General features: G+C 72.1%; 9 protein-coding genes. 4 read left to right on the top strand and 5 right to left on the bottom strand.

The features are described from left to right. Positions 1 to 20: 20 nt before the first annotated feature. From AB0917_RS02155 to AB0917_RS02145, 3 genes are all read left to right on the top strand, one after another. The gene (locus AB0917_RS02155) at positions 21 to 1793 is read left to right on the top strand and encodes an SDR family oxidoreductase (protein ID WP_366817529.1); all 1773 of its coding nucleotides are present in this window, start codon (positions 21 to 23) and stop codon (positions 1791 to 1793) included. Between the two features lie 62 nt (positions 1794 to 1855). Continuing rightward, entirely contained in the window at positions 1856 to 2806 is a 951-nt protein-coding gene (locus AB0917_RS02150) for a MerR family transcriptional regulator (RefSeq protein WP_366817624.1), read from the top strand. 148 nt (positions 2807 to 2954) lie between these two features. Then, entirely contained in the window at positions 2955 to 3497 is a 543-nt protein-coding gene (locus AB0917_RS02145) for an RNA 2'-phosphotransferase (RefSeq protein WP_366817528.1), read from the top strand. A gap of 12 nt (positions 3498 to 3509) precedes the next feature. Here the strand turns inward: AB0917_RS02145 and AB0917_RS02140 are convergent, their stop codons facing one another. Continuing rightward, on the bottom strand, positions 3510 to 4406 hold the full coding sequence (locus AB0917_RS02140) for an LLM class flavin-dependent oxidoreductase (protein ID WP_366817527.1): 897 nt from the start codon (positions 4404 to 4406) through the stop codon (positions 3510 to 3512). Positions 4407 to 4661: 255 nt separating this feature from the next. On the opposite strand from AB0917_RS02140, the gene AB0917_RS02135 reads away from it, so the two are divergent. Continuing rightward, on the top strand, positions 4662 to 5507 hold the full coding sequence (locus AB0917_RS02135) for a Cof-type HAD-IIB family hydrolase (RefSeq protein WP_366817526.1): 846 nt from the start codon (positions 4662 to 4664) through the stop codon (positions 5505 to 5507). A 68-nt stretch (positions 5508 to 5575) separates the two neighbouring features. Here the strand turns inward: AB0917_RS02135 and AB0917_RS02130 are convergent, their stop codons facing one another. From AB0917_RS02130 to AB0917_RS02115, 4 genes are all read right to left on the bottom strand, one after another. Next, positions 5576 to 7282 carry a GAF domain-containing protein gene (locus AB0917_RS02130; RefSeq protein ID WP_366817525.1) on the bottom strand — a complete coding sequence of 569 codons (1707 nt, stop codon included), beginning with the start codon at positions 7280 to 7282 and terminating at the stop codon, positions 5576 to 5578. A gap of 80 nt (positions 7283 to 7362) precedes the next feature. Beyond that, entirely contained in the window at positions 7363 to 10956 is a 3594-nt protein-coding gene (gene cydD, locus AB0917_RS02125; protein ID WP_366817524.1) for a thiol reductant ABC exporter subunit CydD, read from the bottom strand. A gap of 81 nt (positions 10957 to 11037) precedes the next feature. Continuing rightward, complete coding sequence (gene cydB, locus AB0917_RS02120; RefSeq protein ID WP_366817523.1) at positions 11038 to 12039, bottom strand: cytochrome d ubiquinol oxidase subunit II; 1002 nt, start codon at positions 12037 to 12039, stop codon at positions 11038 to 11040. Between the two features lie 18 nt (positions 12040 to 12057). Continuing rightward, entirely contained in the window at positions 12058 to 13569 is a 1512-nt protein-coding gene (locus AB0917_RS02115; protein WP_366817522.1) for a cytochrome ubiquinol oxidase subunit I, read from the bottom strand. Positions 13570 to 13889: the final 320 nt, after the last annotated feature.

The raw sequence follows: 13889 nt of genomic DNA, 5'->3' as shown, positions 1-13889 counted from the left end.
GCCGAGGAGAAGGTGGCGGCGTGAATCTGCCGGGAGCGCGCGAGCGCCGGGTGCGTACGGGCGGCATCGAGCTGTGCGTCGCCGAGCTGGGGGACGGTAACCGGCCGACGGTGGTGCTGGTCCACGGATACCCGGACAGCAAAGAGGTCTGGTCCGAGGTCGCCCTGCGGCTGGCCGAGCAGTGGCACGTCGTGCTGTACGACGTCCGGGGCCACGGCAGGTCGACGGCGCCCAAGCCCCTGCGCGGCGGCTTCACCCTGGAGAAGCTGACCGACGACTTCCTCGCGGTGATCGACGCCGTCAGCCCGGACCGGCCGGTCCATGTCGTCGGGCACGACTGGGGGTCCGTGCAGTCCTGGGAGTTCGTCACGGTCGGACGGACCGAGGGCAGGATCGCCTCGTTCACCTCGATGTCCGGTCCCTCCCTGGACCACTTCGGGCACTGGATCAAGCAGCGGATGGCCCGGCCCACCCCGCGCCGGGTCGGTCAGCTCCTCGGCCAGGGCGCCAAGTCCTGGTATGTGTACATGCTCCATACGCCGGTGCTGCCGGAGCTGGCCTGGCGCGGGCCCCTCGGCAAGCGGTGGCCAGGTATCCTCCAGCGGTTGGAGAAGGTGCCCGCGGGCGAGTACCCGACCGCCTCCCTGCCCGACGACGCGGCGCACGGGGCCTGGCTCTACCGGGACAACGTCCGCGCCCGGCTGGGCAGACCGCGGGCGGACGCCTACGCCCACGCGCCGGTCCAGCTCATCACGCCGACCGGCGACTCCTTCCTCTCCGAGCGGCTCTACGACGACCTGGAGCAGTGGGTCCCCCGGCTGGTGCGCCGGTCGCTTCCGGCCAAGCACTGGGTGCCGCGCACCCGGCCCGACCAACTGGCGGCGTGGATCGGCGAGTTCGCCGCCGCCAACGAGGCCGACGGCCGGGCGGCACCGCCGGTCCGGCAGCCGGTGGCGAAGGGGCGGTACGCGGAGCGGTTCGGCGGCCGGCTGGTCCTGGTGACGGGAGCGGCCTCCGGGATCGGCCGGGCCACGGCCTTCGCGTTCGCCGAGGCCGGCGCCCGCGTGGTGGCCGTGGACCGCGATGCGGAGGGGGTGGCCAGGACGGCGGAGCTGGCCCGGCTGATCGGGGCTCCGGCCGCCTGGGGCGAGGCGGTCGACGTCGGTGACGAGGCGGCGATGGAGAAGCTCGCCGAGAAGGTCGCCACCGAGTGCGGCATCGTCGACGTCCTGGTCAACAACGCCGGGATCGGGCTGTCCGGTCCCTTCCTGGAGACCACGAGCGAGGAGTGGAAGAGCGTCCTCGACGTCAATCTCTGGGGCGTCATCCACGGCTGCCGGATCTTCGGCAAGCAGATGGCCGACCGGGGCCAGGGCGGCCATATCGTCAACACCGCGTCGGCCGCGGCCTACCAGCCCTCCCGCGCCCTGCCCGCGTACAGCACCTCGAAGGCCGCCGTGCTGATGCTGAGCGAATGCCTGCGGGCCGAGCTGGCGGAGAAGTCGATCGGGGTCAGCGCCATATGCCCCGGCATCGTCAACACCAACATCACCGCCACCGCCCGGTTCGCCGGGGCCGACGCGGCGGAGGAGCAGCGGCTGCGGAAGCGGGCCACCCAGCTCTACGGGCGGCGCAACTACCCGCCGGAGAAGGTCGCCGACGCGATCCTGGACGCGGTCGTGCGCAACCGCGCCGTGGTTCCGGTGACTCCGGAGGCGCGCGGCGCGCGGCTGCTCTCCCGGCTCAGTCCCGGGGTGCTGCGGGGCGTCGCCCGGCTGAAGTCGCCGCTGTGAGCAGGCGCGAGGCGGCACCGCCGGACGGACGTGCGGCCGGCGCGCGCTCCGGGCCGGGGCCCGTGCCGGCGGAGGGCCGGGGCGGCGGCGCCGAGTACCGGATCGAGGACCTGGCCCATGCCAGCGGGGCCACGGTGCGCACGATCCGGGCGTACCAGGACCGGGGGCTGCTGCCGACGCCCGAGCGGCGCGGGCGGGCCAATGTGTACGGCCAGGCGCACCTGGCCCGGCTGCTCCGGATCGCGGACCTGCTGGAGCGCGGCTACACCCTGGCCAGCATCAAGGAGCTGCTGGAGGCGTGGGACGCGGGGCGGGGACTGGGCGGGGTGCTCGGCCTGGTCGCCGAGGTGCACGGCCCCTGGACCGACGAGGAGGCCGACCGGATCACCCGCGAGGAGCTGGACGAGAGGTTCGGCGGCTCGCAGGACGACGAGGCGATCGAGGAGGCGGTGGCGCTCGGGGTGCTGGAGCGCGTCCCGGGCCGGGCCGACGAGTTCCTCGTACCGAGCCCGCAAGAGCTGGCGGTGGCCGTCGAGTTGTACGCGGCGGGCGTTCCGCTGCTCGCCATCTCCGGCCACCTCAAGGAACTGCGCGGCCAGGTCGAGCACATAGCCTCCCGTTTCCTGGAGTTCACCACCGAGCACGTCTTCGCCCGCTATCTCGGCCACCGGCCGCCCACCGACTCCGACGCGGCCGAGGCGGCATCGATGGTCCGCCGCCTGCGGCCGCTCGCGCAGCAGACGGTCGACGCCGAACTGGCACGCGCGATGCGGACGTTCGCCACCCGTCACCTGAACCACCACCTCGGCTCGCGGCAGAGCGTCATCGAGGGGAGCGAGACCCGCCCGGTCCTGCTTCCCGCACGTACAACGCAGGCCGTGCAGGAGCTGGTCGGCGCGGACCAGGTGGCGGCCTTCGTCGCCGCCGCCGCCGAACGCGAGGTGCAGGCACGCACGTTGGACGCACTCGCGTCATCGCACGCAAACCACAGCAAGGTTGATGAAAGCGGTTAAATCACCCGCCAGTTGTCCACAGAGCTGTCAAATCTCCTGTGGATAAGCCGAGTTGGCTGTGGATCAAACATCGGTACGGAAAAAGCTGAAAGGAATCCTGTAAGAAATCCGGATGCGCCGATGAACCGCCCACGGGCACGCTGGCGGGATGGACGAACGTCGCACTGTCAAGGTGTCCAAGTACCTCTCGAAGCATCTGCGGCACCAGCCGGAGCACATCGGCATCGCGCTCGACGACAACGGCTGGGTGGACATCGAGACACTGCTGAGCGCGGCGGCCCGGCACGGCTTCGCCATCACCCGCGCCGAGCTCGACCACGTCGTCACCGTCAACGACAAGCGCCGCTTCACGGTGGACGGCGACCGCATCCGCGCCAACCAGGGCCACACCGTCACCGTCGACCTGGACCTGCCGCCCGCGCAGCCGCCGGCGTACCTCTACCACGGCACGGTGGCCCGGGTGCTGGACGCGATCCGGGCCGAGGGCCTGCGCCCCATGGCCCGCCACCACGTCCACCTCTCCCCCGACCGCGAGACGGCCACCCGGGTCGGCGCCCGGCGCGGCCGCCCCCTGGTGCTCACCGTGGACGCGGGCGCCATGCACCGCGCCGGCCACGTCTTCCGGGTCAGCGCCAACGGGGTCTGGCTCGCCGAGGCCGTACCCCCTCAGTTCCTGCTGCTGCGCGGGTGAACCCCCTGGCCGTCAGGCCAGCTGGGCGGGTACCTCCGTCGCGATGCGCTCGTAGACGGCCGGATCGATGTCGAAGTCGGAGCCCGGGATCGGGGCGTGGACGGCGATCTCGGTGAACCCGAGCTCCGCGTGGCGGCCCGCGAAGTCGACGAAGGCGTCCACCGACTCCATGGGGGCGTTGCGGTCGGGCGTGAACCCGGTGAGCAGGATCCGGTCCAGCTCGGTCGCGTCCCGGCCGATCTCCGCGCAGGCGGCGGCGAGCCTCCGGCTCTGTCCCCGGAGGGCTTCCACCGACTGCTCGGGGGTGCCGGTCTCGTACAGCTTCGGGTCGCCGGTGGTGACCCACGCCTGCCCGTACCGGGCGGCCAGCTTCAGCCCGCGCGGGCCGGTCGCGGCGACCGCGAAGGGCAGCCGGGGCCGCTGGACGCAGCCCGGGATGTTGCGGGCCTCCACGGCGGAGTAGTGCGTCCCCTGCCAGGTCACCGCGTCCTCGGTGAGCAGCCGGTCCAGGAGCGGGACGAACTCTCCGAAGCGGTCGGCGCGCTCATGCGGGGTCCAGGCCTCCTGCCCCAGCGCGGTGGCGTCGAACCCGCTGCCGCCGGCGCCGATGCCGAGGGTGATCCGGCCGCCGGAGATGTCGTCCAGGGAGATCAGCTCCTTGGCCAGGGTCACGGGGTGGCGGAAGTTCGGCGAGGTGACCAGCGTTCCCAGGCGCAGCCGCTGCGTGGCCGTCGCGGCGGCGGTGAGCGTGGGGATCGCGCCGAACCACGTCCGGTCGCGGAAGCTCCGCCAGGACAGGTGGTCGTAGGTGTAGGCGGTGTGGAAGCCGAGTTCCTCGGCTCGGCGCCACATGTCTCGGCCGCCGTCGTGCCAGCGGTCGATCGGCAGGATCACAGTGCTCAGTCGCATGAGGGCGACCCTACGAGAGGCCGAGCAGGTGGCGCATCGACCCCGCGGCGTCACCGCGGCAGTTGTCGAACAGGACACGTTCCGGCCCGGATCTCTCCCATCCCGCCCGGCTTCCCGCAAGGTGCCGACGGGCTCGCCGCCTCCGTCCGGAACCTGCTGGCATATGCCATAGGCATGGTTGCAGATCAGAGGCGCGCCCACTCAAATGTGCGCCCCTCCGCACGCACGTGCAGCTGGGTGGGCGAGAATGGCCAGGTGACCCCAGCTACCGATGCGCCTCTGCCTGCCGTGACCCGGCTGATCGCGACCGACCTAGACGGCACCCTGCTGCGCGACGACAAGACGCTCTCCGCGCGCACCGTCGCCGCGCTCGCCGCGGCCGAGGAGGCCGGGATCGAGGTCTTCTTCGTCACCGGCAGGCCGGCCCGCTGGATGGGCGTCGTCAGCGACCATGTGCAGGGTCACGGGCTGGCGATCTGCGCGAACGGCGCCGTGGTCACCGATCTGCGGGCGGACCGCGAGTTGCTCACCGTACGGGCGCTGGAGCGCGAGGCCGCCCTGGACGTCGTGCGCACCCTGCGCGACGTCGCCCCCGGTACCTCCTTCGCCGTCGAGATGACCACCGGCATCAACTACGAGCCGTCCTACCCGCCCTTCCACCTGGACCCCGGCGCCACGGTCGCCATCGCGGAGAAGCTGCTCCACGAGGACGTGCCGGGCGACGGTGCTCCCGTGCTCAAGCTCCTCGCCCACCACACCGAGATGCCCCCGGACGCCTTCCTCGCCCTGGCCCGTACGGCGGCCGGGGAACGGGCCTCCATCACCCGGTCCAGCCCCTCCGCGCTCCTGGAGGTCAGCGGGCTCGGGGTCTCCAAGGCCAGCACGCTCGCCGCCTGCTGCGCCGAGCGCGGCATCTCCGCCGCCGACGTGGTCGCCTTCGGGGACATGCCCAACGACGTCGAGATGCTCGGCTGGGCCGGTGCCTCGTACGCGATGGGCAACGCCCACCCCGCCGCACTGGCCGCCGCCTCGGGGCAGACCCTCACCAACGAGGAGGACGGGGTGGCCGTGGTCATCGAGCGGATCCTCGCCGCCCGCTGATCCCCCACCGAATCACCGGCTCGCAACGCCACCCGGCGACCGCACGCCCCGGCCGCTCGACCCGCCGGTCACAGCGGCGCCTCCCACACCACCGTCGTACCGCCCCCGCCTTCTCCGATCCCCGGGCCGAACCAGCTCGCCCCGCCCAGCGACTCGGCCCGGCGCGCCAGGTTGCGCAGGCCGCTGCGGCGCCCGCCCTCCGGGATGCCCACCCCGTCGTCGGCCACCGACAGGCGCACCGCGGCCCGGCCGTCCGGCAGGGTCGCCGTGGCGTCCACGACCACGTCGATCACCGATGCCTCGGCGTGCCGGAAGGCGTTGGACAGGGCCTCGCGCAGCGCGGCGACGAGGTTCTTGCCGGTCAGCTCGCCGACGAGCGAGTCGACGGCGCCCAGGAAGCGGTGCGAGGGCTTGAAACCGAGCGGGACCGCCGCCATGTTGATCTCCCGCAGGACGCGGGTGCGGAGCCCGGAAGGGGCCTCGGCCGGCTCCTGCTGGAGCGCGAAGATGGCCGTACGGATCTCCTGGATGGTCACGTCCAGCTCGTCGACCGCCCGGCCCACCCCGGTCCGTACCTCGGGCACCACCGACCTGCGCTGGGCGCTCTCCAGCATCATCCCGGTGGCGAAGAGGCGCTGGATGACGAGGTCGTGGAGGTCGCGGGCGATCCGGTCGCGGTCCTCGTAGACGGCCAGCCGCTCCCGGTCCCGCTGCGCCTCGGCCATCATCAGCGCGAGGGCGGCCTGCGAGGCGAACTGGGTGGCGAGCGTCCGCTCGGTCCGGCTGAAGGGACGCGCGCCCCGCGCCCGGGGCGTCGCCAGGGCGCCGAGCACCCTGCCGCCGCTCCGCAGCGGCAGCAGCATGCTGGGCCCGAACCGGCCGGCCAGTCTGGTGACCATCCGGCCGTCGGCGGCCGAGTCGTCGATGAAGACCGCCTCCCCGGCCATCAGCCTCGCGACCACCGCGCTCCGGGCCGGGATGATCACCCCCAGCGAGTCCGAGGGGTCGTCGGCGGAGACGGCGACGATCTCCAGTCCGCCGTCCCCGGTGGGCAGCAGCACGATCCCGGCAGCCGAATCGGCGAGGTGGCGGGCCTGTTCGGCGACCACGGAGAGCGCGTCGTCGGCATCCCCGCCCGAGAGGAGGGCGGTGGTCACCGCCACCGAACCGTCGATCCAGCGCTCCCGCTGGCGCGCCGCCTCGTACAGCCGGGCGTTGCCGATGGCGATCCCGGCCTCGGTGGCGAGCACCCGCACCATGTGCAGGTCGTAGTCGCTGAACTCGCCGCCGTCCTGCTTCTCGGCCAGGTAGAGGTTGCCGAAGACCTCTCCCTGGACCCGGATCGGCACACCGAGGAAGGTCCGCATCCGGGGGTGGCCCGGCGGGAAGCCGGCCGAGCGCGGATCGTCGGTCAGATCGGCCAGCCGTACGGGTTCGGGGTCGCGGATCAGCGCGCCCAGCAGGCCCCGGTGGCCGTCGGGTCTGCGCCCGATCGCCCGTGCGACCTCCTCCGGGACTCCGTGGGTGACGAAGTCGGAGAGCCCCGCGCCCGCCTCGTCGACGACGCCGATGGCGGCGTACCGGGCGTGGGCGAGCTCCGCCGCAGTCGCGCAGATGCGGTTCAGGGTGGAGTGCAGCTCCAGCCCCGTGCCGACCGAACGCATCGCTTCCAGCAGCTGCGGGACCCGGGCGGTGAGCTCGGCGGACAGGCCCCGCAGGCTGCGGGTGGCCTCGGTGGCGGCATCGAGTGGGTCCTGCGGGTCCGGCTCTGCCATGACCTGAGACTAGTTAGTGGCGATGGGTGAGGAAAGTCGAGTTTTCCCGTCCCTGGGTCCTCAGCCGGGCACCCACGGACTCACGCCCCCGCCACCACCGTCTCCGCCTCCCGCTCCAGCATCCGGCGCAGCGGCCCCTCCTCGGCGGCCAGCTCCGCGTACGGCCCCCGTTGCGCCACCCGGCCCGCCTCCAGCACCAGCACCTCGTCGACCGCCTCGACCCCGGCCAGCCGGTGGGTGATCAGGACGGTCGTCCGCCCTTCGGTCGCCGCCAGCAGGTCGGCGGTGAGCGCGTCGGCGGTCGCCAGGTCCAGGTGCTCGGCCGGCTCGTCCAGGACGAGGACAGGGAAGTCGGCCAGGAGCGCACGGGCCAGGGCGAGGCGCTGGCGCTGCCCGCCGGAGAGCCGCGCGCCGTGCTCGCCCACCGGGGTGTCGAGCCCCTCGGGCAGGGAGCGGACCCACTCCAGCAGCCGGGCCCGGGAGAGGGCGTCGTCCAGCTCGGCGTCGGTGGCTCCGGTACGGGCGAGGCGCAGGTTCTCGCGGATCGAGCTGTCGAAGACGTGGGCGTCCTGGGCGCACAGGCCCACGGACCGCCGTACGGTGTCGCCGTCCAGGTCGGCCGCCTCCACACCGCCGAGGCTGTACGTCCCCGACGACGCGTCCAGGAAGCGGAGGAGGACCTGGGCAAGGGTCGTCTTGCCCGAGCCGGAGGGGCCGACGACCGCGATGCGGCGGCCGGGCACCAGGGTCAGGTCCAGCGACTCCAGTACGTCGTGCTCGGCCCCCGGGTAGCGGGCCGACAGCCCCCGCACCTCCAGCGGGAACGGCGAGGCGGGCGCATCGGCCGGGGCCGCCGGCTCCCGTACGGGTACGGGGGCGTCGAGCACCTCGTACACCCGCTCCGCACTCCGCAGAACCCGCTGGCGGTACTGGACGGCGAGCGGCATTCCGGCGACGGCCTCGAAGGCGGCGAGCGGGGTGAGCACCACCACCGCGAGCGCGACCCCGGCCAGCCGGCCGTCGTTCACGGCGGGGACGGCGACGAACGCGGCCGCCACCACCGTGAGCCCGCAGACCAGGGCGGAGAGCCCGCCACCCAGGGCCGTCGCGGTGGCCGCGCGGGAGGCGATCCGGGTCAGCAGGCCGTCGGCCGCCCGCATGTGGGCCTGCCGGGCCGGGAGCGCCCCGGCGACGGTCAGCTCGGCCGTACCGCCGAGGAGATCGGTGACCCGGGTGGCCAGGGCGGCGCGCGCGGGCGCCAGCTGACGTTCCGTACGGCGGGCGAAGGCACCGCTGACCAGCGGCACGCCGACCCCGGCGACCAGCAGCCCGACCGCCAGGATCACACCCGCCTCGGGCAGCAGCCAGCCGGTGAACCCGGCGGCGGCCACGGAGACCGTGAGCGCGGTCCCGGCGGGCAGCAGCCAGCGCAGCCAGTAGTCCTGGAGCGCGTCCACGTCGGCGACGAGCCGGGAGAGCAGGTCGCCCCGGCGCACCGTGCGCAGACCGGCGGGTGCGACGCGTTCGAGGCCCCGGTACACCGCCACCCGGAGTTCGGCGAGCAGCTTGAGCACGGCGTCGTGGGAGACGAGGCGCTCCGCGTACCGGAACACCGCCCGGCCGATACCGAAGGCGCGCGTCGCGGTGACGGCCATCATCAGGTAGAGCACCGGCGGCTGTTCGGAGGCGCGGGAGATCAGCCAGCCGGAGACGGCCATGAGCCCCACGGCCGACCCCACGGCGAGACTGCCCAGCAGCAGCGCCAGGGCCAGCTGCCCGCGCTGCGCGCCCGCCGCCTCACGGACCCGGGCGAGGACCCGCCCGGAGCGGGCGGCGGTCTCCCGCAGCAGTCCGGTCTCCGGGGCCGCGTCGGCCTCCGGGCCGCCCTCGGACCCGCGCACGTCCGCCGGCTCCAGCAGGTCCGCGGCTTCCAGCACGTCTCCGGGGCGGCGCGCGTCCAGCGGCTCACCGCCCGCGAGAGCCTGCGGCACGGGCAGGCCGGACGCGGCGGTGGTACCGGCGGGCTGAGGAGCACCAGCTCCCTGCGGCTCCAGCGTCACCACGCGGTCCGCCACCGCCAGCAGCGCCGGACGGTGGACGACCAGCAGCACGGTCCGCCCCGCCGCCAGCCTCCGTACGGCGTCGACGATCCCCGCCTCCGTCTCCCCGTCCAGGCTCGCGGTCGGCTCGTCCAGGAGCAGCAGCGGCCGGTCGGCCAGGAACGCGCGGGCCAGGGCGAGGCGCTGGCGCTGGCCCGCGGAGAGCCCGGCGCCGTCCTCGCCCAGCCGGGTCCGCTCCCCGTCGGGCAGCTCGGCGACGAAGTCGTACGCCCCGGCGTCCCGCAGCGCCGCCACCACCGCCTCGTCGTCGGCGTCGGGCCGGGCGAGGCGTACGTTCTCCGCGATCGTGCCCGCGAAGAGGTGCGGGCGCTGGGGGACCCAGGCGATCCGGCTTCGCCAGCGCTCCAGGTCCAGATCCGCGAGGTCCCGGCCGCCGACCCGGACGTGTCCCTCGTCGGGTACGGCGAACCCCAGGACCACGTTCAGCAGAGTGGACTTGCCGACGCCGCTCGGCCCGACCAGGGCGACGGTCTCCCCCGGCTCGACGGTGAGGGAGGCGGCGTCCAGCGACGGATCGGTGCGGCCCTCGTGGCGTACGGTCACCTCCGCCAGCTCCAGGCGCGTGGAGTCCGGGACCTCCTCGGTGCCCGCGGCTCGGGGCTCGGTCTCCAGGACCGCGAAGATCTCCTCGGCGGCCGAGAGCCCCTCCGCCGCCGCGTGGTACTGCGCCCCGACCTGCCGGATCGGCAGATAGGCCTCCGGCGCCAGGATCAGGACCACCAGCCCGGTGTAGAGGTCGAGCTCCCCGTGCACGAGCCGCATCCCGATGGTGACGGCGACGAGCGCGACCGACAGGGTCGCGAGCAGCTCCAGGGCGAACGAGGAGAGGAAGGCGATCCGCAGGGTGCGCAGGGTGGCCCGGCGGTACTGCGTGGTGATGGTGCGGATCGACTCGGCCTGAGCCTTGGCGCGGCCGAAGACCTTGAGCGTCGGCAGCCCGGCGACGACGTCCAGGAAGTGGCCGGAGAGCCGGGACAGCAGCTGCCACTGCCGGTCCATCCGGGACTGGGTGGCCCAGCCGATCAGGATCATGAAGAGGGGGATGAGGGGCAGCGTGACCACGATGATCGCCGCCGAGACCCAGTCCTCGGTGACGATCCGGGCCAGCACGGCCACCGGCACGACGACCGCGAGCCCGAGCTGCGGCAGATAGCGCGCGAAGTAGTCGTCGAGCGCGTCGACCCCGCGTGTCGCCAGCGCCACCAGGGAGCCGGTGCGCTGCCCGCTCAGCCAGCCGGGGCCCAGAAGCGCGGCCCGCTCCAGGAGCCGGCCGCGCAGTTCGGACTTGACCGCCGCGCTCGCCCGGTGGGCCGCCAGTTCGGTGAGCCAGGCGACCAGGGCGCGCCCGAGGGCGACCCCCACGAGCAGGAGCAGCGGGGTACGGAGCTGGGTGACCGTGAGCCCGTCCTCGAAACCGCCCACCACGATCTCGGCGATGAGCATCGCCTGGGCGATCACCAGCGCGGCGCCGACCAGACCGAGGGCCACCACGGCCGCCAGGAAGAAGCGGGTGGCACGGGCGTACCGCAGCAGACGCGGGTCGATCGGTTTCACGTGAAACATCCCCCAGCGGGATCAGCGAGGTGGGCCGGGCCGTGTTTCACGTGAAACACGGCCCGTCGGGGCCGGTGCGGATCAGTGCGCGTCCGCGATGTGCTGGGTGCCGATCCGCTTGCGGAACACCCAGTACGTCCAGCTCTGGTACAGCAGCACCATGGGCGTGGCGATGCCCGCGCACCAGGTCATGATCTTCAGCGTGTACGGCGTGGACGAGGCATTGGTGACCGTGAGGTTCCATGCCTCGTTCAGCGAGGATGGCATGACGTTCGGGAAGAGCGTCAGGAAGAGCATCCCCACCGCCGCCACGATCGTCAGCCCCGAGAACGCGAACGACCAGCCCTCGCGCCCCTTGGCGATGGCACCGATCGCCGCCACCAGGGCCGCCACCGCCACGATCAGCGCCACGAGGCTCCACCGGCCGCCGTCGACGGCCTGGGTCCAGAGCAGGAAACCCAGCGCGAGCACCGCCGTCACCAGGCCGAGCTTCAGCGCCAGCGAGCGCGCCCGCACCCGGATGTCCCCGGCCGTCTTGAGCGCGGCGAACACCGCACCGTGGAAGGTGAAGAGGGAGAGCGTGACGAGTCCGCCGAGGATCGCGTACGGGTTCAGCAGGTCGAAGAAGGTGCCGACGTACTCCATGTCGGCGTCGATCTTCACGCCCCGCACGATGTTCCCGAACGCCACACCCCAGAGCAGCGCGGGGATCAGCGAGGTCCAGAAGATGGTGGTCTCCCAGTTGGTCTGCCACCGCTCCCCGTTCCGCTTGGCGCGGTACTCGAAGGCCACCCCACGCAGGATCAGGCAGAGCAGGATGATCAGCAGCGGCAGGTAGAACCCGGAGAACAGCGTGGCGTACCACTCGGGGAAGGCCGCGAAGGTGGCGCCGCCCGCGGTGAGCAGCCAGACCTCGTTGCCGTCCCAGACGGGTCCGATCGTGTTGATGAGGACTCGCCGCTCCTTGCGGTCCCGGGCGAGCAGCTTGGTGAGGACCCCGATGCCGAAGTCGAATCCCTCCAGGAAGAAGTAGCCGATCCAGAGGACGGCTATGAGCACGAACCAGACGTCGTGGAGTTCCATCTCTCAGCTCCTGTGCTCTCAGTACGAGAAGGCCATGGGCCGGTCGGCGTCTTCGTCGTCGTGGCCGTTGATCCGGGTGGGCGGGTTGAGGTCGGACTCGGTGAGCTCCGGCGGCCCGGCCTTGATGTACTTCACGAGCAGCTTGACCTCGATGACCGCGAGCACGGCGTAGATGAGGGTGAAGAGGATCATCGAGGTGAGGATCTCGCCCTGCGATACGCCGGGGGAGACCCCGTCGCGGGTCTGGAGCACCCCGTAGACCACCCACGGCTGGCGGCCCATCTCGGTGAAGATCCAGCCCCAGGAGTTGGCGATGAGCGGGAAGAGCAGGGTCCAGAGCGCGGTGAGCCAGTAGAGCTTGGTGAACTTCGGGCTGAGCGCCTTGTTCCGGAAGAGGACCAGGTTGGGGACCTCGTCCTCACCGGTCCGCAGCGCCGGTGGCAGCAGGAACTTCCTCCGGGTCAGCCAGAGCCCCAGGAGGCCGAGGCCGAAGGAGGCCATCCCGAAGCCGATCATCCAGCGGAAGCTCCAGAAGGCGACCGGGATGTTGGGCCGGTAGTCGCCGGGGCCGTACTTCTCCTCCAGCGTCTTGTTGATGTCGTTGATGCCGGGGACGTGCGAGTTCGGGTCGTTGTTGGCGAGGAAGGAGAGCACACCGGGGAGCGAGATCTCGACGGAGTTGTGGCCCTTGCTGACGTCGCCGTACGCGAAGATCGAGAACGGTGCGCCGTCCTCGCCGTCCCACAGGGCCTCGGCGGCGGCCATCTTCATCGGCTGCTGGCGGAACATGACCTTGGCCAGGCTGTCGCCGCTGACGGCGGTGAGCATTCCGGCGATCACCACCGTGATCAGTCCCAGGCGCAGAGAGGTCCGCATCACCGGGATGTGCTTCTTGCGCGCGAGGTGGAAGGCGGCGATGCCGACCATGAAGGCCCCGCCGACCAGGAAGGCCGCCGTGATGGTGTGGAAGAACTGGGTGATCGCGGTGTCCTGGGTGAGCACCTGCCAGAAGTCGGTGAGCTCGGCGCGGCCGCGCTCCTCGTTGATGCGGTAGCCGACCGGGTGCTGCATCCAGGAGTTGGCGGCCAGGATGAAGTAGGCGGAGAGGATCGTGCCGAGCGAGACCATCCACATGCAGGCGAGGTGGATCTTCTTCGGCAGCCGGTCCCAGCCGAAGATCCACAGTCCGATGAAGGTGGACTCGAAGAAGAAGGCGATCAGCGCCTCGAAGGCGAGCGGAGCGCCGAAGATGTCACCGACGAAGCGCGAGTAGTCCGACCAGTTCATGCCGAACTGGAACTCCTGGACGATGCCCGTGACCACGCCCATGGCGATGTTGATCAGGAACAGCTTGCCCCAGAACTTGGTGGCCCTGAGGTACTTCTCGTTGTTCGTCCGCACCCAGGCGGTCTGCAGGCCGGCGGTGAGCGCGGCGAGCGAGATCGTCAGCGGAACGAAGAGGAAGTGGTAGACGGTGGTGATGCCGAACTGCCATCGCGCCAGGGTCTCCGGCGCCAGAGCGAGGTCCACGTCGTCTTTCTCCTTACGTCGCCGTGGTGACACCACGTCGCCGTGGCCACCGGGCACTCTGCCCCTTTAATCCCACTGATCGTGGGCCAAACGGGGCACGCTTGTGAACGCGTTCACATTCACAAGCAATTATGGCGCACACACTTTCGGACCGTTCGACCGGGGGTACCCCTTTTCGCTCCCGTGGGCCCCGGAGGCCCCCGGGGCCCACGCAGAAGGCCCCGGACGAGAACGTCATGTTCCAGACGCCGTTGGTCCAGCCGCCGACCGAGCTGTCGCGGGTGTACCACTGCTGCTGCGAGTACGGGCCGACCTCGCCG

It is taken from the genome of Streptomyces sp. NPDC007346, from assembly GCF_040703535.1.
Lineage (GTDB): Bacteria > Actinomycetota > Actinomycetes > Streptomycetales > Streptomycetaceae > Streptomyces.
This window is presented reverse-complemented; position numbering and strand designations above follow the sequence as displayed.